Raw genomic sequence first — 24,713 nt, forward strand, 5'->3', positions numbered from 1 at the left:
GTTAAGACTCCAATACTCGTAACTCTTCTATTCGATCAGAAATAGATACTCCTTCATAGGAAAAGTGAGGATACACCTCTCGCAACGGTTCCAACACAAATTGGCGTTCCCAAAAATAGGGATGAGGTACCACTAAATTAGCTTCTTCCACGCACACAACTTGACCTGCTTCAGTTTCTATCCACACAATATCTAAATCTAATGTTCTAGGTCCCCAATGGATCTCTCTCTGTCTACCCGCTAAACGCTCAATATGCCATATAGTTTCTAGCATGGTCAGAGGTTCTAAGGTGGACTTTACTTTCAGAATCCCATTTAAAAAAAGTCCTTGTTCCACTGGCCCCCATGGTGGCGTTTCTATCCAGTTCGAATGCTCTACGCCAGTTACACCTTGTATACCTACTAGTTGATTCACCGCAAATGCTAAATATCCTTCTCGGTCACCTAGATTAGAACCGATACCAATATAATAGGTATACATTATAATTGCCCTCGTGTAATCACTACTTCTACATAATCTAGCACACCTGGGATCGGCGCTTCTGGCTTGCGCACTGTCACTGAAAGCCCTACAATCCCTTGATAGGTATTCCATAAATCATCTGCAATGAGTGTACCCACCCGTTCAATCAGTCGTTGTGACGGTCCTTCTACAATCGCTTTTGTCCGTTCGTATACATCTGCATAGTTAATAGAATCTTCAATACTGTCAGATTGTCCAGGTTTCGTCAAATCTACACCAATAGAAATATCCACAAAGAATCGTTGACCTAATTCATTTTCGCTTGGTAGATTACCATGATACCCATAGAATGCCATGTTTCTCAAATTAATTCTGTCCATTACTCACCTCGTAATAGTACATCTGCTACGGTAATTGCCCTCTTATGCATTTCCACATTATGAACTCGCACCATATCTACACCTTGAATCATCCCTGTAATACAAGTAGCTACCGTTCCTTCATCTCGTTGATCCACGGGAATATCATTTAGTATGGTTCCGATGAAACGCTTACGGCTAGGCGCTAATAAGACAGGATATTCATACACTGTAATTTCTCCTAACCGTTGGATCACTTCCACATTTTGAGCATAATCTTTGCCAAAACCAATGCCTGGATCAAGCCAAATATTTTGCGGTTTTACTCCTTCTTTCAAAGCTAGATCCACCGAGGAGAAGAAAAATGCCTTCATATCATCGATAATGTCATCGTAATCAGTACTATTTTGGTTATGCATAATAATGACTGGCACATCATATTTTGCCGCTACCGCTGCCATGTCCTTATCATATTTTAAGCCCCATATATCATTCAATATATGAGCCCCCTGCGATAAGGCAAAATCAGCTGTTTCTGCTCGGTATGTATCCACAGATACAGGTACAGTAGAGCATTCTAGAACTGGCAACAGTACTTCTTTCATACGCTCTAATTCTTCTGCTACAGAGATTTGTGTATGCCCAGGACGCGTAGATTCTACGCCTACATCAAGAATATCTGCCCCTTGTTCTATCATTAGTTTTGCATGGGCTACGGCTGTGTCAGAAGTATTGTAACGACCTCCATCAGAAAAAGAGTCTGGAGTTCCATTCAAAATCCCCATAATTAATGTACGGTCTTTTAGCTCTAATTGTTTATCATCTTGCCAGTTGTACTTGCGGTACTTAAACATGATCGTTACCTCCTAATAACACCAATGCTTCCTCGCGTAATGTCCCCATGGGTTCTAATATACCTGTAGCCACTATTGTTTTGGCTACAGTTTCCTGTGCCACTTCACCTTTCATAAGCATGCATAAATGGGTGGCTTCTACCATTACCATGGCACCCAATGCATCGCCATCTTCCACTAAAGATGTGGCAATGTCATGGGTCAATCGTTCCTGTAATTGTGGACGCTTGGCATAGACATCCACTAATGCTTTCAATCGGCCCAACCCAAATACTTTACCATCTCGTGGTTGATACACAATATGTACTTTGCCATAGAAAGGCATTAAATGATGTTCGCAAATCGAATAAAAGGGGATGTGATTCACTGATACAAGGCCTGTATGCTCCGTAGGATATACATCACCTAACGCCTCTTTTCCAGTGCTATGACACCCAGAAAACAAGCCTTCAAACAGCGTAGCTACACGTTTGGGCGTATCTGTCATGCCCTTTGTCTCTAAGTTGATATCAAGACCTTCTAATAATTGGCGCACACCCATTATAGCTTGTTCTTTCATAGTCATCTCCTAAATAATTTTCGTGGTCCAATCTTCGATAGTCCAAATATCCGTTACCCAAGATTCGTAAAACTCAGGCTCATGACAAACTAGGACAATGGTTCCTTTAAAAGCTTGTAATGCCCGCGCCAATTCTGCTTTTGCATCCACATCCAAATGGTTCGTCGGTTCGTCCAAGACAAGCACATTATAGGACTCTTGCATCAATTTACATAGGCGAACTTTTGCATTTTCCCCTCCAGATAAGACGCGCATTTGACTGGTAATATGCTCATTGGTAAGTCCACAACGAGCCAAAGCCGCACGCACCTCAGAATTAGTCAAGGACGGATAGGCATCCCAAATATAGTCTAAAGCCGTTTTAGAATTATCTCGACTGTCTTCTTGAGCGAAATATCCAATTTGTAAGAACTCACCTTTTTCTATCTTGCCAGATAGAGCTGGAATCATACCTAATAAGGTTTTTAATAAGGTTGTTTTACCTAACCCATTCACACCTTGGATGGCAATTTTTTTCCCTCGCTCAATGACTACTTCAACTGGTCGTGTCAAGGGCTCATCATAGCCCAAGACAAGATCCTTCGCATCCACAATAAAACGGCTTGGGGTGCGTCCCTCTTTAAATCCAAAAGATGGTTTTATCTTTTCTTGTGGTTTCTCCAAGATTTCCATTTTTTCTAACCGCTTTGCTCTCGAGTTTGCCATACCACGAGTCGCTACACGGGCTTTATTTCGCTGAATGAAATCCTTCATATCTGCCACTTCTTGCTGTTGTCGCTCATAGGCACGTAAGGCTTGTTGTTTTTTTACTTCGTAGGCAGCTAGGAATTGGTAATAGTCTCCTGTGTATCGTGTTAGCTGAGCTTGTTCAATATGGTAAATCACATTCACCACAGAATTTAAAAACTCCACATCATGAGAGATTAAGATAAAGGCATTTTCATAATTTTGTAAATAGTTTTGCAACCATTTAATATGGTCCACGTCTAAATAGTTTGTCGGTTCGTCCAACAACAGTATAGTAGGTTGTTCTAACAACAACTTTGTGAGCAACACCTTCGTCCGTTGACCACCACTGAGATCCATCACATCACGGTCTAGACCGATATCCATCAAGCCCAAACCCTGCGCAGTTCGTTCAATGGTAGCATCGATTTCATAGAATCCACGCTGCTCTAGCATCTCTTGCCACTCTCCAGTGAGCTCCATAAGCTCATTCATTCTGTTCTCAGAGCAATCGCCCATCTCTAAATAGGCATCTTGCAGTTGTTGTTCAATACCGTATAGAGAATCGAAAGCCCCTCGTAATACATCACGAATGGTCATCCCTTTCTCTAATACACTGTGTTGATCCAAATAGCCCACCGTCACTTGATTGGACCATTCCACTTTTCCTTCATCAGGCATCAAGTGGCCTGTTATGATATTTAAAAATGTTGACTTTCCTTCTCCGTTGGCGCCGATCAGGCCTACGTGTTCGCCTTTCAGCAAACGGAAGGAGGCATCATCTAGTATTTGTCTTGCCCCAAATCCATGGGTTACATTGGTTACAGTTAAAACACTCATATTCATTCTCCAAACTAACGTTATGTATCCTTTTATTATACGTTAACATGACAATAATTTCTAGTTTTTAAACATCTGTCCTGTTATTTTTATATTTTCTGTGTATTTACGCATGACACTGTGAAAGTGTATACTAATAGTATTCTAATACTAACAAAAAGGAGTATATCCCATGAATCATGTACCTACTATCTTATCTATACAAGATATGAGCTCTGTAGGCCGTTGTTCACTAACTGTATTCATACCTTTAGTGAGCGCTTTACGGTGCCAACCTATCCCATTACCAACAGCGGTACTTTGCAATCATTTAGAATATCCTAATTTTGAAATGGTGGACATTACGGATCACCTTGAAAGTTTCTACAACTGTTGGAATAAAAATAATATCACTTTCGACGCCATCCAAAGTGGTTTCCTCGCATCACCTGAGCAAATTCGTCTTGTTGAAGATGCCATCGAACGATTCGGCAAAGATAAATTAGTTGTCGTAGATCCCGCTATGGCAGATGACGGCAAACTCTATTCCATCTACAACGAGGAAATGGTGAAAGAAATGCGTAAACTCATCACCAAAGCTTTCATCATCAAACCGAACTACACAGAGGCTTGTTTCCTCTTAGACATGCCCTATGACCCAATACCACAATCGGAAGAGGTTATCTATGATATGTGTCGCCGCTTACATGCGCAAGGCCCAGAATATGTGGTCTTATCTAGCTTACCATCTGAGGATTCCGCCCTCATCGCCGTCTATCGGGGTAGTACAGATACTATCACTTGGGTATCCAATCCATTAGTGCAGGTAAAAGCCCACGGCACAGGAGATACTTTCACAGCTATTTTAACAGCCCTCGTATTACGTGGCTATACACCAGAAGAGGCATCTCGCATTGCCGGTCAATTTACTACAGAGGCAGTCAAATTCACCCACAAAACAATCGGTTCTCTTCGTGACGGCTTAGCGCTTGAATTATTATTAGATCGTTTAATTTTTATTCCAGACCCACAATAAGGAGGTTTCATGAACACTAACAAAACAAACAATGATATGACTCAAGCTACTAACACAGCAACATCTCAGCATACACAACCGGCTATATCTACTAGCTCAAGATCCACAACAAAAGATATTATCTATATCGGATTATTATCTGCCTTATGCATCGTGTTTACGACTATTAAAGTACCTTTACCAACAGGTGCCATGGTACATCTTGGTTCCGCTGCCCTATTCTCCATAGCATCCGTATTCGGCGGATTCTATGCAGGGCTCGCTGGCGCCATCGGGTCTGGCATTTTTGACCTCATCATGGGCCATTCCCAATACACCTTATTCTCCATCGTAATCAAAGGACTAGCGGGCGTGATTGTAGGTCTATTAACAGTAGGTTGGAGACCTTCCATTCCTGCTCGTTCCATATCTACCCCTCGCATCTTATTAGCTATGCTAGTAGGTGCTATTTGGACAGCTGCAGGGTACTTCATAGCATGGTGGGTTGTACTGGATAGCTACATCGCTGCCGTCACAAGACTCCCTGCATCCTTCCTAACTAGCGGCATCGGCATCTTAGTAGCCTTGCTATTAATCCCGATCCTACGCCGTATCCCTCGTAAATAATTTGTCATACCATTGAAAGTATGGTATACTAGACACAACAAAAGAGAGCCAGTAACGTGTCGAAGGCGTTAGGCTCATCTCAAAATGCTATGAAATGAAATTGCCTAACGTGTTGAGGTGGCTAGACCTCATTCGTTAGGCTTTTCACTTACATGTTTAAGTAAGTTAAAAATGCTATAACAAGCATAAGAAATTGTATCAATAAAGATAAATATTCAAATGGTGTCATAGTATCACCTCCTCCCATTATAGGAAGAGACGAGCCCAACACACGTTACTGACTCTCTTGTTTATAAGTATAGCATATTTTGTGCAAATTGTTTATATTTTTAAAAGTAAATCTCATGAGGAACGCCCTTATGTGTAGTAGCCTTGTGGCGTTCTTTACTATCTAAATAGCACTAATATATGAAGAGCAGTGCGTGTTCCTGAGCAAACATTATGAAATACCGTTTGCGAAGGAATATGCACTGCTCTTCCCTTTATATAATTTAGTTACAAACGCCACAGGCTACATAACTTAACCAGTGACGATCTTGGCCATGAACTTCTCATTATTAATAATAAAACGTTCATGTGTACCACGGCCGATAACTTTTTCACCTTCTTTAGCTACTACCTCAAAGGTTACTTTTCTACCGTCCACTGCTACTACCGTTGCCATTGCCGTTATAGTTGCTCCTAATGGGCTAGCCGCTTCATGACTTGTTTCCATGCGAATCCCAACGGACCCTTCATCAGCTCCTAAATCACCTTGAATTCCTGTATAGGCTGCTTTCTCCATCAATGCCACCATCGCAGGTGTGGCAAATACAGGTAACGTACCACTCCCCATATACTCCGCTGTATTATTAGCTTCCACTACCACCGTAGCCATACCAACTTGTCCAATCTCGATTGCCATAGAAACTCCTTTCTAATATTAACAGTAATCCAAACTATCATTTGATTTCATTCTAGCACTTTTGAGGGATTTTTTCTATTTTATTTCCCTAAAATATTTTACACTAACTCATAATATTTTCTTCTTAACTACATACATGTATAAATTTTAATCATGTATTACTTTCAAACTCAAATTTCTTGACTTTTTCCCTCTCTATGTTTACAATGTAAACATAGAAGTGAGGTGATTATCGTGGCTGTTATATCTGTACGTTTTAATGAAGCAGAAGATAAAATTGTTCGTCAATATATTGAAAGCAAAGGAGAAAACCTCTCTCAATATATCAAAACTATGTTATTAGAGCGAATTGAAGATGAATACGATATTTCTATCGTCAATGAATATTTACAAGAAAAAGATTCTATGGAGTTCCTAACATTTGAGGAGGCTACTAAAGAATGGGATATCAAGTAGTTATTCCAGTTAAGTTACATAAGAAAATTAAAAAAATGGATTCTTCTACTCAAAAATTATTATACTCATATATTAAAAGAAATCTTTGTGGTACAGAGGATCCTCGTATACATGGGAAGCCTTTAAAAGGAAATCTTAAAGGCTTTTGGAGATATCGTATACTTAATTATCGATTAATAGTAGAAATTAAAGATGACACATTAGTTATCATAGCCGTTGATTTCGATCATAGAAATAAAATTTACACATAAGCAAAGTGGGTACCACGTCTTTCGACGTTGGTACCCACTTTTTGGTATGCATAGTTAACTTTTAACTATTGTTATTCAGTTTTAACTATTGTTATTTAGTTTTATGCCATACCCATGCGTTGCATAAGCATTTTAATTTGTGCTTTCATTTCTGCATTTTCTGCATCTTTTCTAGCATTTTCTGCTTTTAATGCAGAAATTTCATCTTGCATTACATATACGGAGGAGGTTGGACCACCTTTGTAACGTTCTGGGATATTGTCGTCATCACCAGTACCTTCATCATTTTACCAATAATCACTATCACATACTGTAGTCCATTTCTAGCATGTAAAATGGACACCACGTCTTTCGACGTGATGTCCATTCTTTCATATAGCGATAAGCTATCTCCTATTGAGTTATTTTGCCGCTAACATTTCAATACGTTCCATAAGCATTTTCATTTGTGCTTTCATTTCAGCATTTTCTGCTTTTAATGCACTTACTTCGTCTTGCATTACATAGACAGAAGAAATTGGACCGCCTTTGTAACGTTCAGGAACCGCACTGTCTTCTCCACCAAATCGATATGTCACACCTGCATTGACCATGTTGCTTCCATCGCCAACGGCAACACCTACATTAAATAGAGTATCTTCGTTAGCATAATGAGCCACACCTAATGCTAAGGCTTTGTTACCTTTATAGGAGCCAACGCCTGCCATGACTTGAGATTTTTTAAGAGGATCATAGCTCAATGGATTCATCGCTGCTAATGCCGCTGCATGAGCACCTGCCTCATTCACACGGTTATTTAAAGCATGTGCTGCTGCACGTACTTGACCTACTGTGGCTGCATCCGTATTAAGAGTACCTGCTGCTACATTGTGAATTTGGTTGCCGCCATTGTCTAGACCATCCGCTGTTAAGGAAACAGTCGGTTTATCTAATCCTTTCACTGGTGCAATCGTTACCCCTTCACCATTAACTGTAGTTGTCACTAAGCGAATTGGATTACCATCTTTACCCAATTTGTATTTCACAGATCCATCTGCATTCTTAACAATTTCTTTAGAACCATCTGGATTTGTTTTTATTTCAGGTAAGTAGTAGTCGTAGGATGTGGAACCATCTTTCATTTTCACATCTTTTGCCAATTTCACAGTCATTGTAGCTGGCTTGCCATCTTTTGCTTCAGTAGATACTACACCAATATTATTATCTGTTAATGGGCCAGTAGCTCCACCTTTAATACCTAACGTATCGCCTAACGCAACGCTAACTTTTTTATTATCATCTCCTTCAAATCCGCGGCCATTAACAATTTTTTCTACCACGTCTTTGATTTGACCTTGTGTCGCTGCTTTACCACGTTCTTTCGCTGTCGCAGATGTTGGATCTTTCTTCGCATCTTCTGCTGTAGCTACTTTCGTAGAATCCCAATCAGTATTGGTTAAGCCTGAAATCGTACCATCTTTGATTTCTACTTTAGACTTATCTGTGCCATCAGCATTTTTAGTCGTTACTGTCACACCTTCAGGAGTGATAGCTGTATTCGTTTTATCTTTGTCACCTACAGTAATAGTACCTTTAGTTCCATCGATAGCAACGGCTTTATCACCCTTACCAAATGTAGCAGAATCGCCAATCTTCACTGTGAAAGTTTTTACTTTTGATGTTGCATCAGCGCTTGGTGTAACAGTCACACCATTTTCACCTTTCACATCAATTAAACCAGTAATAACTTCTTTACCTTTATCGGATACATTATCTAAGTCTTTAGTCGCTGTATTACCTTTTAAGGCTTTAATATCTTCATCAACAGCTTTTTTATTAGCATCGATAGCGTCTTTATTAGCTTTAATAGCATCTTTATTAGCTTTGATATTATCTTTATTAGTATTAATAGCGGTTTTGTTATCAGCAATTGCTTTTTCCGCTTCACCTAATCGTTTATCGATACCTGCTACTTTAGCAATTTCTGCTTTCGCTGCATCCGTTAAATCCACTGTGTATTCACGTTCACCTTTGTCGTTCAAAGTGCCGCCAGAGACAGAAACACTTCCATTTTCAGCCGCTTTTACCGTTGTATCACGACCATTAACCGTGTATGTAGTAACACCATCTTTTGTTTCAGGTGTTACGGTCACATTGTTACCAGAAGCTACTTTCACAGATTCTTGAGCCGCTGTCTTAGCCAATTCTTTTACTTTGTTTTTACCATCATCAGATAAATTGCTTAAATTTTTATCAGCTGCATTATCGATAGCATTACGAGTTGCTTCATTTAAGCCAAATACAACTTTACCATCTTTATCGGCTGCAATTGTGATGCCTGCTTTTGCTGTTTCAGCAGTAGCTGTTGTGCCATCACCAGATACGAAGTTCAAGCCTTTTTGTAATTTTACAGTCTTAGCATCCGCATCTTCTGCACTATTAGCACGATATGTAATGGACGCATCTAAGTTAGATGCTACTACTTTTGTATTGCCAAAATCGACTGTAGCTGGTGTAGCAGGGTTAGTACCTTCTGCCTCTTTTTTAGGTTTCAAGGTAATGGTAGCATCACCATTTTTAATCACTAGGTTATCTTTGCCATTACCAGCGATTTCTTTAATGTTACCAAGGTTTTCTGCTAATTTCACATCAAAACCATCACCTGCAGTATTTTTCACTACATCAATATTATTCTTAGCATTAGCCTCACGAGTGAAGTTTTCTGCACCTTTCACTTTTAAAGCTTCACCAAGGTTGCGATGTACTTTATCTGTGTCAGCAGCATCTTTATTGCCATAGAAATCTAAGCCTTTATTACCAAGAGCCGTGTTCGCATTGTTGATACGACCATCTAATTTAGAAATCGCATCCCCTACATTCTTAACTTCTTCTGTACCTGTGCCATCATCTTTAGTGATGTTATATGTAGGACCTGTGAAAGAACCATCTGCATTCACTTTAGAATCTCCACCAAGTGCTGTAGCTAGGTCAGATTTCACAGTGTGTAATTGACCACCGTTTACAGCATCCTTGGAGTTTGCTGCTACTTTGCCATCAGCGATGTTGGACAAGGTAGTAGGAGCTGTAGTTTCTCCATTACCATTCACAACACGTGCTTGTGGATTCTCTACTACTTTTGGTGCTTTACCGTTATTTTCCTCAGCAGTTTTTACAGTGCCGTCAGCTTTTACTTCATCAGCTTTATAGTATTTACCATCTTTTGCTTTTACCACACGGTCACCAGCATCATTAGTATATACCACAGATCCAGCTTCGCCGTTACGTAATGCATTCACTTTATCTGTTAAAGTTTTGTCATTTAAGCCGTCTTTACCAGTTAAGCCTTGTGCGCTAGATGTACCATCTTTGCCATCACGACCGTTAGATGCTGTGTCACCAACATTGTTAATAGCATTTAATTTTGCTTTTACTGTGTCAGATAAATCTAATGTATACGCACGGACTTTAGTTGTAGCATCTAGGTCACCACCAGCAATAGCTAAGCTATCTGCATTCACTGCTACTGTTGTATCGTTAGCATTTACTTTATACGTAGTTACGCCTGCAGTTGCTGTATCTTTTTCAACAGTTGTATTAATACCATCTGCTACTTTCACAGCATCTTGTGCTGCACCTTTTGCTAATTCTTTGACTTTGTCTTTACCAGCATCAGATAAATTGCTTAAGTTTTTATCTGTAGCATTATCAATAGTGCTACGAGTCGCTTTATCTAAACCAAATGTAACTACACCATTATCGCCTGTTGTGATTGCTAAACCAGATTTAGGACCTTCTGCAGTAGTCGTTGCATCTTTGCTTGCTACAAAGTTAAATCCATCGGCTAATTTAACAGATTTAGCTTTGCCTACCTCTTCATCGTTGGCACGATATTTAATGGATGCATCTAAGTTAGATGCTACTACTTTCGTATCGCCAAAATCTACTGTAGCTGGTGTAGCAGGGTTAGTGCCTTCTGCGTCTTTTTTAGGTTTCAAGGTAATGGTAGCATCGCCGTTTTTAATCACTAGGTTATCTTTGCCATTACCAGAGATTTCTTTTATATTAGCAAGGTTTTCTGCTAATTTCACATCAAAACCATCACCTGCAGTATTTTTCACTACATCAATATTATTCTTAGCATTAGCCTCACGAGTGAAGTTTTCTGCACCTTTCACTTTTAAAGCCTCACCAAGATTGCGATGTACTTTATCTGTGTCAGCAGCATCTTTATTGCCATAGAAATCTAAGCCTTTATTGCCAAGGACAGTGTTCGCATTATTGATACGACCATCTAATTTAGAAATCGCAGCACCTACATTATTAACTGGTTCTGTACCTGTGCCATCATCTTTTGTGATGTTGTATGTAGGGCCTGTGAAGGATCCGTCAGCATTAACTTTAGAATCTCCACCGAGTGCTGTAGCTAGGTCAGATTTCACAGTATGTAATTGACCGCCGTTTACAGCATCCTTGGAGTTTGCTGCTACTTTGCCATCAGCGATGTTAGACAAGGTTGTAGGAACTGTAGTTTCTCCATTACCATTCACAACACGTGCTTGTGGATTCTCTACTACTTTCGGTGCTTTACCGTTATTTTCCTCAGGAGTTTTTACAGTACCGTCAGCCTTTACTTCATCAGCTTTATAGTATTTACCATCTTTTGCTTTTACCACACGGTCGCCAGCATCATTAGTATATACTACAGATCCAGCTTCGCCGTTACGCAATGCATTCACTTTATCTGTTAACGTTTTGTCATTTAAGCCATCTGCACCAGTTAAGCCTTTCGCACCAGATGCACCATCTTTGCCATCACGTCCATTAGAAGCAGTATCACCAAGTTTATCTAACTTATTTGTCACTTTTTCATCTAAGGATAAAGTAATGGTTCCATTATTAGCTACAGTTTTGATTTGATCAGCAGTACCAGCTACTTTTAAAGTACCTGTGGCCAATGGTAAGTTTAAGTGATCTGCATCAGCTGCTGCACCTACGTTAGTATCACCAGCATAACGTAGATTTGCATTATTCGTCACTGTTGTATTCAAGTTAGTAATTGCATCATCTACATATTTTTTATTCGCTGCATCGCCATTATCTTTAGCTTCTCCTACATTAGTGATTTTCATGCCACCAGCATTGATACCATCTTTACCGATTGTTACAGTTTTAGTTTCACCCGCTGCTCCACCTTGGCCTGCTGCAGTATTAGCGATGGATACACCATCTGCATCTAATGTAACTTTAGAGCCCGTTGTGCCATCTCCACTGCTGATAGATGTGATATTTTTCAAATCACTAGCAAGTTTTACATTTAATGTATCTACTGCAGTACCATCTTTTTTCACAGTGATGTTGTTTTGACCATGGATATTTAAAGTTTCTCCTAATTTACGAGTCACTTTATCTGCTGTTGCATCATCACCAGCAAATACCATGCCTTTCTCAACGATACCATCTACTTTTCCATCTAAAGTAGTAACTTTTTCTGCTGTATCGTTAATTTTTGTGTTTTGTGCTTCATTAGTAGCATCTAATTTTTCAATAGCATCCTTAATTGTAGTTGCATCATCTTTAGTACCAGCCGCATTTGTAATACTGAAAGTTGGTCCTGTAATTTTGCCATTTTCATTAATTGTTGTGCCACCGATGATAGCACCAATTTCAGATTTAGCAGTATATAATTGACCACCGTTCACAGCGTCTTTGGAACCTGCTGCTACTTTGCCATCTGCGATGTTGGACAATTTGGTAGGAACTGTAGTTTCTCCTTTAGGATTTACTAAACGAGCTTCTACAGTAGTAGCTTTTGTTGCACCATTCAATACATTGCCATCTTTATCTACATCTGCAGCTTTATAGTATTCTCCATCTTTAGCTTTTACTAAACGTACGCCATTTTCATCTGTATATACTACAGATCCAGCTTCGCCATTACGCAAGGCATTTACTTTTTCTGTTAAAGTTTTGTCATTTAAGCCATCTTTACCGGTTAAACCATTAGCACCATCACGCCCGTTGGAAGCTGTGTCACCAAGTTTAGCTAATTTGTTTGTCACTTTTTCATCTAAGGATAAAGTAATGGTTCCATTGTTAGCTACAGTTTTGATTTGATCAGCTGTACCTGCTACTTTTAAAGTAGCAGTCGCTAATGGTAAGTTCAAGTGATCTTCACCATTTGTTGCACCTTCGTTAGTATCACCAGCATAACGTAGATTTGCATTATTAGTCACTGTTGTATTTAAGTTAGAAATCGCATCATCTACATATTTTTTGTTTGCTGCATCGCCATCTGCTTCTGCTTTCGTTACATTAGTGATTTTCATGCCACCGGCATTGATACCGTCTTTACCGATTGTTACAGTTTTAGTTTCTCCTACTGCACCATCTTGACCTGCTGCTGTATTAGCAATGGATACGCCATCTGCATCTAAGGTGATAGTAGAGCCTGGTTTACCTGCTCCCGTAGCATTACTGATAGATTTGATATTAGCAAGGTTTGCTGCTAATTTCACATCAAGATCATTGTTATTTTTCACAACTTTGATGTTGTTCTCAGCTGCTTCACGAGTAAAGTTTTCTGCACCTTTGATTGTTAAAGTTTCACCTAAATTACGGTGTACTTTCGCAGTTGTATCATTACCTGTGAAATCTAAACCTTTATTAGCAAGCGTAGTATTAGCATTGTTGATACGGCCATCTAATTTACTGATTGCTTCACCAACATTAGATGTTGCTTCTGTGCCTGTACCATCATCTTTTGTGATGTTGTACGTTGGTCCTGTGAATACACCGTTTTCTACTTTAGCACCACCACCTAAGGCTGTGGCTAACTCAGTTTTAACAGTATTCAATTGACCGCCGTTCACAGCATCTTTAGAACCTGCTGCTACTTTGCCATCAGCGATATTGGACAAGGTTGTAGGAACTGTAGTTTCTCCATTACCATTCACAACACGTGCTTGTGGATTCTCTACTACTTTTGGTGCTTTACCGTTATTTTCCTCAGCAGTTTTTACAGTACCATCAGCTTTTACTTCATCAGCTTTATAGTATTTACCATCTTTTGCTTTTACCACACGGTCACCAGCATCATTAGTATATACCACAGATCCAGCTTCGCCGTTACGTAAGGCATTCACTTTATCTGTTAAAGTTTTGTCATTTAAGCCATCTTTACCAGTTAAGCCATTTGCACCATCACGTCCGTTAGAGGATGTATCACCTATTTTTGCTAATTGAGCTTTTACAGTTTCAGCTAATCCAACTGTAATTGTATCTCCTTTTGCTGTCGTAGTGATTTCGTTATTAGCACCATTCACATGTAATGTACCTGTTGCCAAGGATAAACCTACTTTTTCAGTTGCGTTATCTTGTGCATCTTTTGTCACATTACCAGCAAAGTTTAATGTAGCATTACCTCTAATAGTAGTATCTAAATTAGAAATAGCCTCATCTACATATTTTTTGTTTGCTGCATCGCCATCTGCTTCTGCTTTCGCTACATTAGTGATTTTCATACCACCAGTATTGATGCCATCTTTACCGATTGTTACAGTTTTAGTTTCACCCGCTGCTCCACCTGCACCTGCTGCTGTATTAGCAATGGATACACCATTTGCATCTAATGTAACTTTAGAGCCCGTTGTGCCATCTCCACTGCTGATAGATGTGATATTTTTCAAATCACTAGCAAGTTTTACATTTAATGTATCTACTGCAGTACCATCTTTTTTCACAGTGATATTGTTTTGACCGTGGATATTTAAAGTTTCTCCTAATTTACGAGTCACTTTATCTGCTGTTGCCTCATCGCCAGCGAATACCATACCGTTATCAACGATACCATTTACTTTACCTTCTAAGGTTGTTACTTTACCTGCAGTTTCAGAAATCTTAGTGTTTTGTCCAGCATTCGTAGCATTTAACTTATCAATAGCATCTTTAATAGTAGTTGCTTCTTCTGTTGTACCATCTGCTTTAGTAATGTTGAAAGTAGGTCCTGTTACAGTTCCATCTGTTGTAATATTAGTACCACCGATAACAGTAGATAAACCATCTACTGCTTTTAATTTACCTTTTGTTGCATCAGATAAATCTAAGGAATACTTACGTACTTTATCTGTACCTAAATCTCCACCTTTAATCGCAAGTCCATCTCCTGTAACTGCTACTGTTGTATCGTTAGCATTTACTTTATACGTAGTTACTCCTGTAGTCGTTGTATCCGTAGTAACAGTTGTGTTAATACCATCTGCTACTTTCACAGCATCTTGAGCTGCGCCTTTTGCTAGCTCTTTAACTTTATTTTCACCATCATTAGATAAATTACTTAAGTTTTTATCCACTGCATTGTCAATAGTACTACGAGTCGCTTTATCTAAACCAAATGTTACTTTGCCATTATCTTCTGCTTTAATCGCTAAACCAGATTTAGGACCTTCTGCAGTGGTAGTAGTGTCTGTGGCTGCAGTGAAATTAAATCCATCTTGTAGTTTCACTTTTTTCTTAGTATCTTCACTACCAGCTTTATAAGCGATATTCGCATCTAAGTTAGATGCTACTACTTTCGTTTCACCAAAGTCGACTGTAGCTGGTGTCGCAGGGTTAGTACCTTCTGCGTCTTTTTTAGGTTTCAAGGTAATGGTAGCATCACCATTTTTAATCACTAAGTCATCTTTGCCATTACCAGAGATTTCTTTCATATTAGCAAGGTTTGCTGCTAATTTCACATCAAAACCATCACCTGCAGTATTTTTCACTACATCAATATTATTCTTAGCATTAGCTTCACGAGTGAAGTTTTCTGCACCTTTGATTGTCAAAGTAGTACCTAAATCACGGTGTACTTTGCCAGCATCAGTTGTGTCATTACCAGTGAAATTCAAGCCTTTGGTAGTAAGTGTATTAGTTATATTCGTAGTACCATCACTGATTTTTTTAGATAAATCATTATAGTTGGTAGTAACAGTTTCACCTAATTTTGTTAGTTTTTCTGTATTTCCAGAAATCTTAGTATTTTGTCCTTTATTCGCTGAATCTAGTTTTTCGATGGCCTCTTTAATAGTTCCAGCATTTTCAGCAGTACCATCTGCTTTAGTAATACTGAAAGTTGGTCCTGTTACAGTACCATCTGTAGCAATTGTAGTTCCACCAATTACATTGGTTGCTATATTTCCTACCGCAGCTAATTTACCTTTAGTAGCTGCAGATAAATCTAAGGAATATTTACGTACTTTATCTGTACCTAAATCGCCACCAGTAATGGCAAGGCCATTTCCAGTAACTGCTACTGTTGTATCGTTTGCATTTACTTTATATGTCGTTACACCTGAAGTTGTCGTTGTATCAGTTGCAACAGTTGTATTAGTACCCGCTGCTACTTTCACAGCATCTTGTGCTGCTGTTTTCGCCAATTCTTTGACTTTATCTTTACCAGTGTCAGTTAAATTACTCAAGTTTTTATCTGCTGCATTATCGATAGTATTGCGAGTCGCTTTATCTAAGCCAAATGTAACTTTGCCATTATCCTCTGCTTTGATAGCAAGGCCAGATTTTGGACCTTCTGCAGTGGTAGTAGTGTCTGTAGCGGCTGTGAAGTTAAATCCATCTTGTAATTTAACTGTTTTCTTAGTATCTCCATTACCTGCTTTATAAGAGATGCTCGCATCTAAATTAGGCGCTACTACTTTAGCATTACCAAAGTCGACTGTACCATTGTCTCCATTAGATGGAGCTTTTACAGTGACTTTAGTATTACCATTATTGATCACTAAATCTTGCGAACCAGTGCCAGAAATTTCTTTTATACCTGTTAACTTATCAGATAATTTAACAGCTAATCCAGTCGTACCGTCTTTTTCCACACGAATATTAGTATTCGGTATAGTAGAGGTGTAATTCGCACCACCTTTTACAGTTAATGTTGTATCTAATCTACGAGCTACACCTTGGTTGTCATCACCTGTGAAAGTAATAGCTTTTGTTTTGAAAGTATTATAATCGGACTGCAATGTATCTACTACAGATTTTTTAGCAATATCTTTAATCGTAACGCGAGTGCTTTGATCTTGGTTATTACCATTTTGTTGAGTCAAAGAAGCTGTACCATCAGTATTTACTGTATACTCACCTGATTTGATGTGCATCTCAGCTGTTTTATCAATTTTATCATCAAGAGCTGTTTTTACAGTACCTGCCGTTACTAGTTTATTAGCCTCTCCTGCTGCATTCACAGAACTCGCCAATTTAGGGTTGATTTTAACAGTCCCATTAGTATTAGAAATATCTAATGCATTTGTATTATCAGTAGCCACAGATTTTACAACATTTGTTACATTCAACGTAACAACACCATTAGTATTAGAAATGGCAATATTGTCACCTGCTTTTAAAGTGACAGCTTTTTTAGTTAAACCATTCACTGTTTGAGGTGTAGCCACTGCCGTAGTATTTCCATCTTGTGTCCGCAATGTCCATTCATCAGATTTTTTGGCTACGTCTTTAATCTCTGTCACTTCATTAGGGACATCCTCGCCTTTACCATTTACATAGTTTAACGTTATTTTACCATTCGCATCTGGTGTATATGCAGCATTTCCTGTTTTAACTTTAATATGGCGTTCGTTCGCTTCTAATGCTTTTAATTGTTTTACATTAACCGCATCATAATCATCAGTACCACCCGCTACACTGACAATACGACGTGTAATAGTACCTGTATCAGAAGCATTTCGCTTATTACCAACAGATATCACACCATTACCACTATTGTTAGTAGATTCATTAGTTAAATATGCTATTTTTCCAGCTCCATCTGCTTCCGTTGTAGTAGACCCTTCACCTAGTGCTACCGAATGTGCTAAGGCAGCATTTGCATTAGTACCTAAAGCCATCGCGCTAGATGCTGTCGCTATCGCTTCTTTACCAATAGCTGTTGCACCTGTTGCTTTACCTTGTGCTCTTGTACCAATGGCAATAGAGCTTTCACCTGTAGCCATTAATTTTTTATCATCAGCAATACCGTCATCACTGGAGCCAATTCCAATAGCATTTTTTCCACTTACACTTAAAGTATAACCAATAGCTGTGGAATATTGACCTCCTGCTTCAGTATATACAGTAGAACCAATATTAACAGACTGATTAGCTTTTGTATACGAGTTATAACCTAGAATCGTACTAGCAGAAGCATTATCACTAGCGGTGATATTCATACCCACTGCTGTGGTATATTCCCTCAAGACCTTTACATTTCTACCCAAAGCTACAGATCCATCACCCTTAGACTGTGCAGCGGCACCAATGGCAATAGAAGCTTTACCAGTCGCTTGATTCGTTATATTGTTAAATGTACTACCAATACTAATAGATTGTAAACCTGAAGCAGTAACCCCTGAACCAATGGCCACTGTATCAGTTGCTTGTGCTTTTGCTTCTGTACCTGCTGCAAAGGCATTGTCTTGACTTGCAATTGCACCTTTACCTATAGCTGTAGAAGCGCTGCCTGTCGATTGCACGCCTGAACCAATAGCAATTGCTTTTTCACCAGAGGCCTGCGTCTGAATAACTCCATTATCATTACCAATGCTAATGGAGCGATTACCTGATGCGGTTACTTTATAGCCAATCCCTATTGCCGCTGTACCAGATACCTCTGAATTAGAGCCAGCACCAAAGGCCTGATTACCAGTAGTTTTTACTATATAACCGATGGCTGTTGAACCACCACCACTAGCTTTAGCTGCATTACCAAACGCACTATCATTTACATTTTCAGCGCGAGAAGTACTACCTACAGCAATTGTATCATTAGCCTGCGCCTGTGCATCATTACCTATCGCTACACCATTAGCGCCACCTGAAGTAGCAGATGTACCAAGTGCTACTGCATTAGTCTGTTCTGCAGTCGCACCCTTACCAATGGCTACTGCTTGCTCTTCGCTGGCGTCAGCCCCAGTACCTAGGGCAATCGCATTTGTTTTTGTTGCTTGTGCACTGTTACCGATAGCTGTAGAAGACGCTCCTTTACCTTCTGCAGATGTACCAAGTGCGATAGCATTTGTATTCCCAGCTAGTGCTTCTTTACCAATTGCAGTGGAACTATCATTATTAGCTTGCGCCTTTGTACCAACAGCAATAGCACTTTCCCCAGCAGCCACTACTTTTCTAGCATTCGTGTCGCTAGAACCAATGGCTACCGCATTGTTTCCTGTGGCTCTAACTTCATAACCAATCGCGGTGGATCTAACTTTACTTGCCTGTGCATCCGTACCTATAGATGTAGCATTTTTATCAGATGCTAAGGCTTTATAACCAATAGCTACTGCTTTTTCCGCTGTAGCTTGGGTTCTTTCTGTATTATCATCATAGTTATTGCCATTACCACCGCCGATAGCTACAGCATTTGTCGCTGTAGCTGCAGCATTACGACCTAACGCTGTAGCATTACCACCTGTTGCCAAGGCACGCAAGCCTACAGACATATCACCCCATTTATTATAATCATTAATCTTGCTCGAGCTATCATTATTAATATCATTACCTGGTACACCTGCAGTATAGACATCGGCACCCGCCAGGGATTGCCAACCAATAGCAATGGCACCTTTACCATAGCCGCGGGAACTAACACCTAGTGTAGTAGCCCCTTCTTTCAGAGCGCGAGCTTGTTCACCAACTGCCACACCATGTAAATCAGCTCTAACATTATAACCTATACCAATACCATAATCATCAGTGGCTTTTGTATATCGTCCAATAGCTACTGCATAAGACTTTTTATCAACAGTCGCACTTAGACCAATTGCTAATGATGAATTACCCTCAGCTGTTGCCCCAGTGCCGATTGCAATACTAGGGTCAATTTGTGTATTTCCTCCCTTAGGAAAGGAAGTCCCCTTTGCAAAAGATCCAGTTCCTATTGCAATCGACCCTTCAGTTTCTGCCGTACCTCCTCCTAAATTTACTTTTGCAGCTTCAACAAACACTGTTGTTCCCACAGCCATAGCCGCCAATATACTAGCCACAACTATTTTCTTTTTACCAGAATGGTTTTTTGCCATTTCAGATACAACAATATAACATTGTTTTGACTTACTCCAAATGACCTTAAAAATTTTGTTCATACTAAACTCCTATACACATATGTTGACAACATTTATATAACAAACTAGTGATGCTCACTTACCATACATACTGCTAAGCTGAGCATTTATGGCACAAAAAATTGAATGCTTACGTATTTCATAATCAACTTATTAAAATAGATAAACATTCATTATTATTTTATTATATATTTACACACCATCCTTTGGGGGACCCTCATCCGGTCTCTCTTTTCACACTAAACGCCTAACACAAACTACTTTGTTAAAAAAATAATTTTTCTATTCTATTATACACCAATCTGGTGCATATTAGAATAGTTTTTTTACAAAAATTAATTTTTTATCCAAATTTACATCTAATAATATCGATGTATCAACATTTTTTTGCGTCTATTCGTGTACATATATATTAAAACAGCATAACCATATCGAATTAATTGGAAATAGATATTTTTTCTCTTCCTACTTTTATAGGTAATTCTATTTCTCAATTATGCTAATTACATATATACGCCTTTATAAGCTTAACTGTACCAATACAAGAAAGCATCACTTACTTCGCATAAAAATTCAAAGTGAAACTACCAAACTATCTTCAAATACAAAAGCTTCAACTATCTTGGACACTTGTTTCTTATCATTCACCGAGTTTTGCCAATACCGTCAAAGTCAAAGTTCATGACTGCGTCATAAGCATCCTAGATATCTCACCAATAGAACCCTCTAGCCTTATTCGCCACGGAAATAGAGTAGCATTTTTTCTTACACTATGCTATACTACAGGTACAGACAAGAAGAGCCATCAACGTGTGAACGGCGTTAGGCTCATCTCAATGGCAAAAAGAAATGGACCTAACGTGTGAGGTGATCAGACCTCTTTTACGTTAGGCGTTTTCATTAATTAGAGAAATTAGAATCCAAAAAAGGACAACACATAGTGTTGTCCTTTTTCAGTAGGTGATGCCTCCATCACCAAGAGCTCTTAAGAGCCATATCTAAGTATCTATTATACTATCAGAATTACTATATTCAGTCAATTCGGTGATTAGAATAGAAGAACTTTTCATTAAAGGATTCTAGAAAACATAGAATCTTTATTAGTGGTGATCCAGGAGGGATACGAGGGCAACTTAGGATTCTAGGAGCAAAGCGACGCAGAATCCTTAGTGCCTCGATTCCCTGAAATAGCGGCAAGCTTAGACCTTTAGGAGCCATAGGCGACGCGAAGGTCTTAGCGATAGCATCCCTGCCACACAAAAAGGATCCTACATCAAGTAGAATCCTAAATACTTGGTGATCCAGGAGGGATACGTAATCGACTTAGTGTGCTAGGAGCATAGCGACGACGCACGCTTAGTCGATACGATGTTCACCCCGAAGCGTAGCGAAGGGCCCTCCAAATGAAAAAGCACCTTGTCGAAACAAAGTGCTAATACTTGGTGATCCAGGAGGGATAGCGGTAAGCTTAGTTCTCTAGGAGCATAGCGACGCGGAGAACTTAGCGATAGCATCCCTGCCACACAAAAAGGATCCTACATAAAGTAGCATCCTTCGTACTCTGGTGATCCAGGAGGGATTCGAACCCCCGACCCACGGCTTAGAAGGCCGTTGCTCTATCCAACTGAGCTACTGAACCATATGTAATTACAATCACATCCAATTTACCCATACATAATAAAATAACCCATCACATAGACATTGTCTCTGTATGGGAGCGTATTGAATACAATCACATGTATAAGTGGAGCGGGTGAAGGGAATCGAACCCTCGCAACCAGCTTGGAAGGCTGGGGCTCTACCATTGAGCTACACCCGCACATAAGAAAATGGTCGGAGCAGCAGGATTCGAACCTGCGACCCCCTGGTCCCAAGCCAGGTGCGCTACCAAACTGCGCTATGCCCCGATATCTTCTATCCATAGTAGTGATTCATCTTAACTGTCCTTGGGAAACACTGTTTCACTACCGTTTGCTACTTGCTGTAACAACAAATATATAATATCATATCCATTACATCTATGCAAGTATTTTTTTATAATTTATTTAACTTTTTTCTAACCGTACATGGCAAGTGGAAGTGGAAATGGAACACGGTACTCCCTACTCATAGCACCAATGATTCCATATATAACTAAAAGAAACGGGTGCGCTAGTATTCCAACGCACCCTTTCATCTTGTATTTATTCTTCACTTTCAGTAAAGAAAACTTGTATGCTTTGTTTTCCATCTGCATGGACCGGCTCATTGATATGAACCGTTAATTGTTCTTCCTCTGTTCTACCAACGGAATCTCCATCTTCTACCTGCTTACCAGATGTCAAGATATAATCCGCTACACTTAGGATATAGTTCCAAGCTTTCTCTGGATCCCATGGACAATGAAGGAACTCCACATTTAATTGGTTGAACAGTTCCATCCCACTCGTAGATAAGGAGATGGTGCCATCCTCTTCAAAATCCATATCTACCCATATCATATTCGCCATAGGCAACATATCATCTCGTAAGTTTTCCGTTTCTTCATGGAATTTATCAGCTTCATATAGCACGCCATTCGTGTACACTGCACTAGCTCCCTCTTGCTCTGTAGCCACTGCAAGTAGCTTGGCTAGCAACATGCCTTCTTCCAAAGGATTACCCGGACCTTCCACAATGCTAATCGCCACATGGTACGTATGTCGTGTTCCTATCTCTACAGCAGATTCCCAAAGGTAATTTCTCATGCCACCTTGTTCTACCGCCTGTAGTGGCATAGGAAAGGAGAACGGGGCAACTACCACTTTATAGCCATCAATCACTAAGAAATGAGCTTCTTCCATGTCATCTTCTTCTACTGAATCCACATCCACTGTCGCAATAGCAGCTCGAACTTTCATCCCTTCCGGACTGGTAATCGAATCAATATCCCATCTTGCAAGCAGGTCCTTCTTAAATCGATTCACATCAAATACTGTATCTTCCAGCAAGACCATCCCCATAAAACCACGTTTACCTATCATAGGTCCCATATCGCCTATACTATCTAAGATCCTTTCAGATAAATTCCGCATAGCTTCAAACAAGAGTTGGTTTTCCGCACTTTGTACATCCATGGTATCTACATCCAAACTCATAGTTTTTTCCATAATAGACTGAATCAGATAATCTCCAGATCCATTAGAAGCTTCTTTCATTAGCACTAACAATACATTACTAAAAGATGGCCCTAGCAATGTCAACGTTTTCGTTTCACCGTTAAAGTATAATACTTGTCCCACTGTACCAGATTTGGTTGGGTTAAAGTCAAGGTATAGCCTAGATGCACTTTCCCCTTCACCAGTAGCCGCAAACAAGCATAAATCCCAGCTAGCAGGGGTAGCACGCACTTGTGATGGTCTATCCGTAGGACCCTGAATATCTAGTTTTCTTGTACTCAATCCATCCCGATCAAATGTTAACATTTGACGAGCCGACAATAAATAAAATTGTTTATTATCATGTATAAATAATGGAAATGTTACATGTAAAGAAGTATATTCTTTTTGGTATGTTCCATTTTCCACATTCAGCAAGAAACTAAGCCCTTCTGGTGTCTTAGGATATCGCTTTAATAGGTGCATCCATTCTTGTGGTGATATCCCTTTCCATTCACCTTGAATGACGTTCCATACATCGGGAACTAACCCACGATACACTCGAGATATATCTGACATATACCGTTCATGAATGGTCAGCCCTGAATCGATGACATCAATGGTAGCACCTACCCCTAAGTCACTTCTACGAAGATAGGTATTGATCACTTCCACCGCTAACTCTTTATCTGCTACATAATACACAAATCTTGCCATTCCCTTAGGAATATCGATACATGTTGTACTTACAATACTATTTTCTTCCAATGCCGCTGTAATTTTAGCATCCAATCGTTTGAATTTTTTTGTATCCCCTAGGGAAGCATCCAGCATCACATGTACATGATGTAAATTACCTAATTCTGCAATGACCTTTCCATTTTGATACAACTTGGCACCATAAGGAATCCCTAATTCATCCAAGGAGATAAGCATTTCCTCTACTAACTCAGAACCTTCATCCATAGAAAACCGAACTACACAATGGTCAATTTCACCATTCTCTTTATATACCGATTCCCCCTCATGAACCTCTCCTACATCCGCCAACTTATGTTCTATCAATATTTCTAAAGAACCTCGACAAGATTCATCAAATTGAGCTGGAATATATAGTTCATATTGCATCCGTTTCTTATTGTCTGCTGTCATATCTCTTAGATCTCCACTTTCAATCACCAATACTTACTACCAGTACAACTCATGTGGTGTCTCTCTGTTACAATTCACTCACTCCAAGAGAGTCACAGAAATCGGTAGGGATTGTAAAATTTCTTTTGCCAGTTCACGTGTTGATTCTGTAGTACGAACCATACACAATCCCTCCGCATTCACCGTTGTCATGACCCCTACGTATTCATAGCCTTCTAAAATCCGATTCACATAATTTGTATATGTCCGTTCAATTTGAAAGTACACATACTCTGGATCATACACAATCTCTTGTTCTTGCATCTTGGTCCTCCCCTATGTCGTAAG

General features: G+C 39.5%; 14 protein-coding genes and 3 tRNA genes. 4 read left to right on the forward strand and 13 right to left on the reverse strand.

Annotated features, from left to right (window positions below):
- Position 1 precedes the first annotated feature (1 nt).
- Genes folK through EO112_RS02710 form a run of 5 tightly spaced genes read right to left on the reverse strand, consistent with a single transcriptional unit; the run spans position 2 to position 3,801 of the window.
- Positions 2-481, reverse strand: coding sequence for a 2-amino-4-hydroxy-6-hydroxymethyldihydropteridine diphosphokinase (folK, locus tag EO112_RS02690; RefSeq protein ID WP_127162798.1), 480 nt, complete (start codon positions 479-481; stop codon positions 2-4).
- A complete protein-coding gene (gene folB, locus EO112_RS02695) occupies positions 481-843 on the reverse strand; it encodes a dihydroneopterin aldolase (protein WP_009353117.1) in 363 nt (120 codons plus the stop codon). Before folB ends, folK begins: the two co-directional genes overlap by 1 nt.
- Positions 843-1,676 carry a dihydropteroate synthase gene (folP, locus tag EO112_RS02700; protein WP_127162800.1) on the reverse strand — a complete coding sequence of 278 codons (834 nt, stop codon included), beginning with the start codon at positions 1,674-1,676 and terminating at the stop codon, positions 843-845. Before folP ends, folB begins: the two co-directional genes overlap by 1 nt.
- Positions 1,669-2,235 (reverse strand): GTP cyclohydrolase I, encoded by a 567-nt coding sequence (gene folE / locus EO112_RS02705; RefSeq protein WP_127162802.1) that lies wholly within the window; start codon positions 2,233-2,235, stop codon positions 1,669-1,671. The genes folP and folE overlap by 8 nt, the downstream gene beginning before the upstream one ends.
- 9 nt (positions 2,236-2,244) lie before the next feature.
- Positions 2,245-3,801 carry an ABC-F family ATP-binding cassette domain-containing protein gene (locus EO112_RS02710; protein WP_127162804.1) on the reverse strand — a complete coding sequence of 519 codons (1,557 nt, stop codon included), beginning with the start codon at positions 3,799-3,801 and terminating at the stop codon, positions 2,245-2,247.
- Positions 3,802-3,973: 172 nt separating this feature from the next.
- On the opposite strand from EO112_RS02710, the gene EO112_RS02715 reads away from it, so the two are divergent.
- Together EO112_RS02715 and EO112_RS02720 are read left to right on the forward strand one after the other, a co-directional pair.
- Positions 3,974-4,816, forward strand: coding sequence for a pyridoxamine kinase (locus tag EO112_RS02715; RefSeq protein ID WP_127162806.1), 843 nt, complete (start codon positions 3,974-3,976; stop codon positions 4,814-4,816).
- Between the two features lie 9 nt (positions 4,817-4,825).
- Positions 4,826-5,422, forward strand: coding sequence for an ECF transporter S component (locus EO112_RS02720; RefSeq protein ID WP_127162809.1), 597 nt, complete (start codon positions 4,826-4,828; stop codon positions 5,420-5,422).
- A 148-nt stretch (positions 5,423-5,570) separates the two neighbouring features.
- Here the strand turns inward: EO112_RS02720 and EO112_RS08425 are convergent, their stop codons facing one another.
- Both EO112_RS08425 and EO112_RS02725 read right to left on the reverse strand, forming a co-directional pair.
- The gene (locus EO112_RS08425; protein WP_370106508.1) at positions 5,571-5,669 is read right to left on the reverse strand and encodes a putative holin-like toxin; all 99 of its coding nucleotides are present in this window, start codon (positions 5,667-5,669) and stop codon (positions 5,571-5,573) included.
- A 273-nt stretch (positions 5,670-5,942) separates the two neighbouring features.
- Positions 5,943-6,326, reverse strand: coding sequence for a thioesterase family protein (locus tag EO112_RS02725; protein ID WP_127162811.1), 384 nt, complete (start codon positions 6,324-6,326; stop codon positions 5,943-5,945).
- Positions 6,327-6,560: 234 nt separating this feature from the next.
- Between EO112_RS02725 and relB the strand changes: the two genes are divergently transcribed.
- Together relB and EO112_RS02735 are read left to right on the forward strand one after the other, a co-directional pair.
- Entirely contained in the window at positions 6,561-6,782 is a 222-nt protein-coding gene (gene relB, locus EO112_RS02730) for a type II toxin-antitoxin system RelB family antitoxin (RefSeq protein ID WP_127162813.1), read from the forward strand.
- Positions 6,767-7,033 (forward strand): type II toxin-antitoxin system RelE/ParE family toxin, encoded by a 267-nt coding sequence (locus EO112_RS02735; RefSeq protein ID WP_127162815.1) that lies wholly within the window; start codon positions 6,767-6,769, stop codon positions 7,031-7,033. The genes relB and EO112_RS02735 overlap by 16 nt, the downstream gene beginning before the upstream one ends.
- 401 nt (positions 7,034-7,434) lie before the next feature.
- Here the strand turns inward: EO112_RS02735 and EO112_RS02740 are convergent, their stop codons facing one another.
- The 6 genes from EO112_RS02740 to EO112_RS02765 all read right to left on the reverse strand — a co-directional run bounded on the left by EO112_RS02740 (position 7,435) and on the right by EO112_RS02765 (position 24,689).
- Entirely contained in the window at positions 7,435-20,139 is a 12,705-nt protein-coding gene (locus EO112_RS02740) for a YadA-like family protein (RefSeq protein WP_127162818.1), read from the reverse strand.
- A gap of 1,541 nt (positions 20,140-21,680) precedes the next feature.
- Positions 21,681-21,757 (reverse strand) — tRNA-Arg (locus tag EO112_RS02745).
- A gap of 106 nt (positions 21,758-21,863) precedes the next feature.
- A tRNA-Gly gene (locus tag EO112_RS02750) sits at positions 21,864-21,937 on the reverse strand.
- Between the two features lie 11 nt (positions 21,938-21,948).
- A tRNA-Pro gene (locus EO112_RS02755) sits at positions 21,949-22,025 on the reverse strand.
- Positions 22,026-22,301: 276 nt separating this feature from the next.
- A complete protein-coding gene (locus EO112_RS02760) occupies positions 22,302-24,386 on the reverse strand; it encodes a DUF4261 domain-containing protein (RefSeq protein ID WP_127162820.1) in 2,085 nt (694 codons plus the stop codon).
- Positions 24,387-24,464: 78 nt separating this feature from the next.
- Positions 24,465-24,689, reverse strand: coding sequence for a DUF4911 domain-containing protein (locus EO112_RS02765; protein ID WP_062401305.1), 225 nt, complete (start codon positions 24,687-24,689; stop codon positions 24,465-24,467).
- Positions 24,690-24,713: the final 24 nt, after the last annotated feature.

The organism is Veillonella sp. VA141 (assembly GCF_003992175.1).
Lineage (GTDB): Bacteria > Bacillota > Negativicutes > Veillonellales > Veillonellaceae > F0422.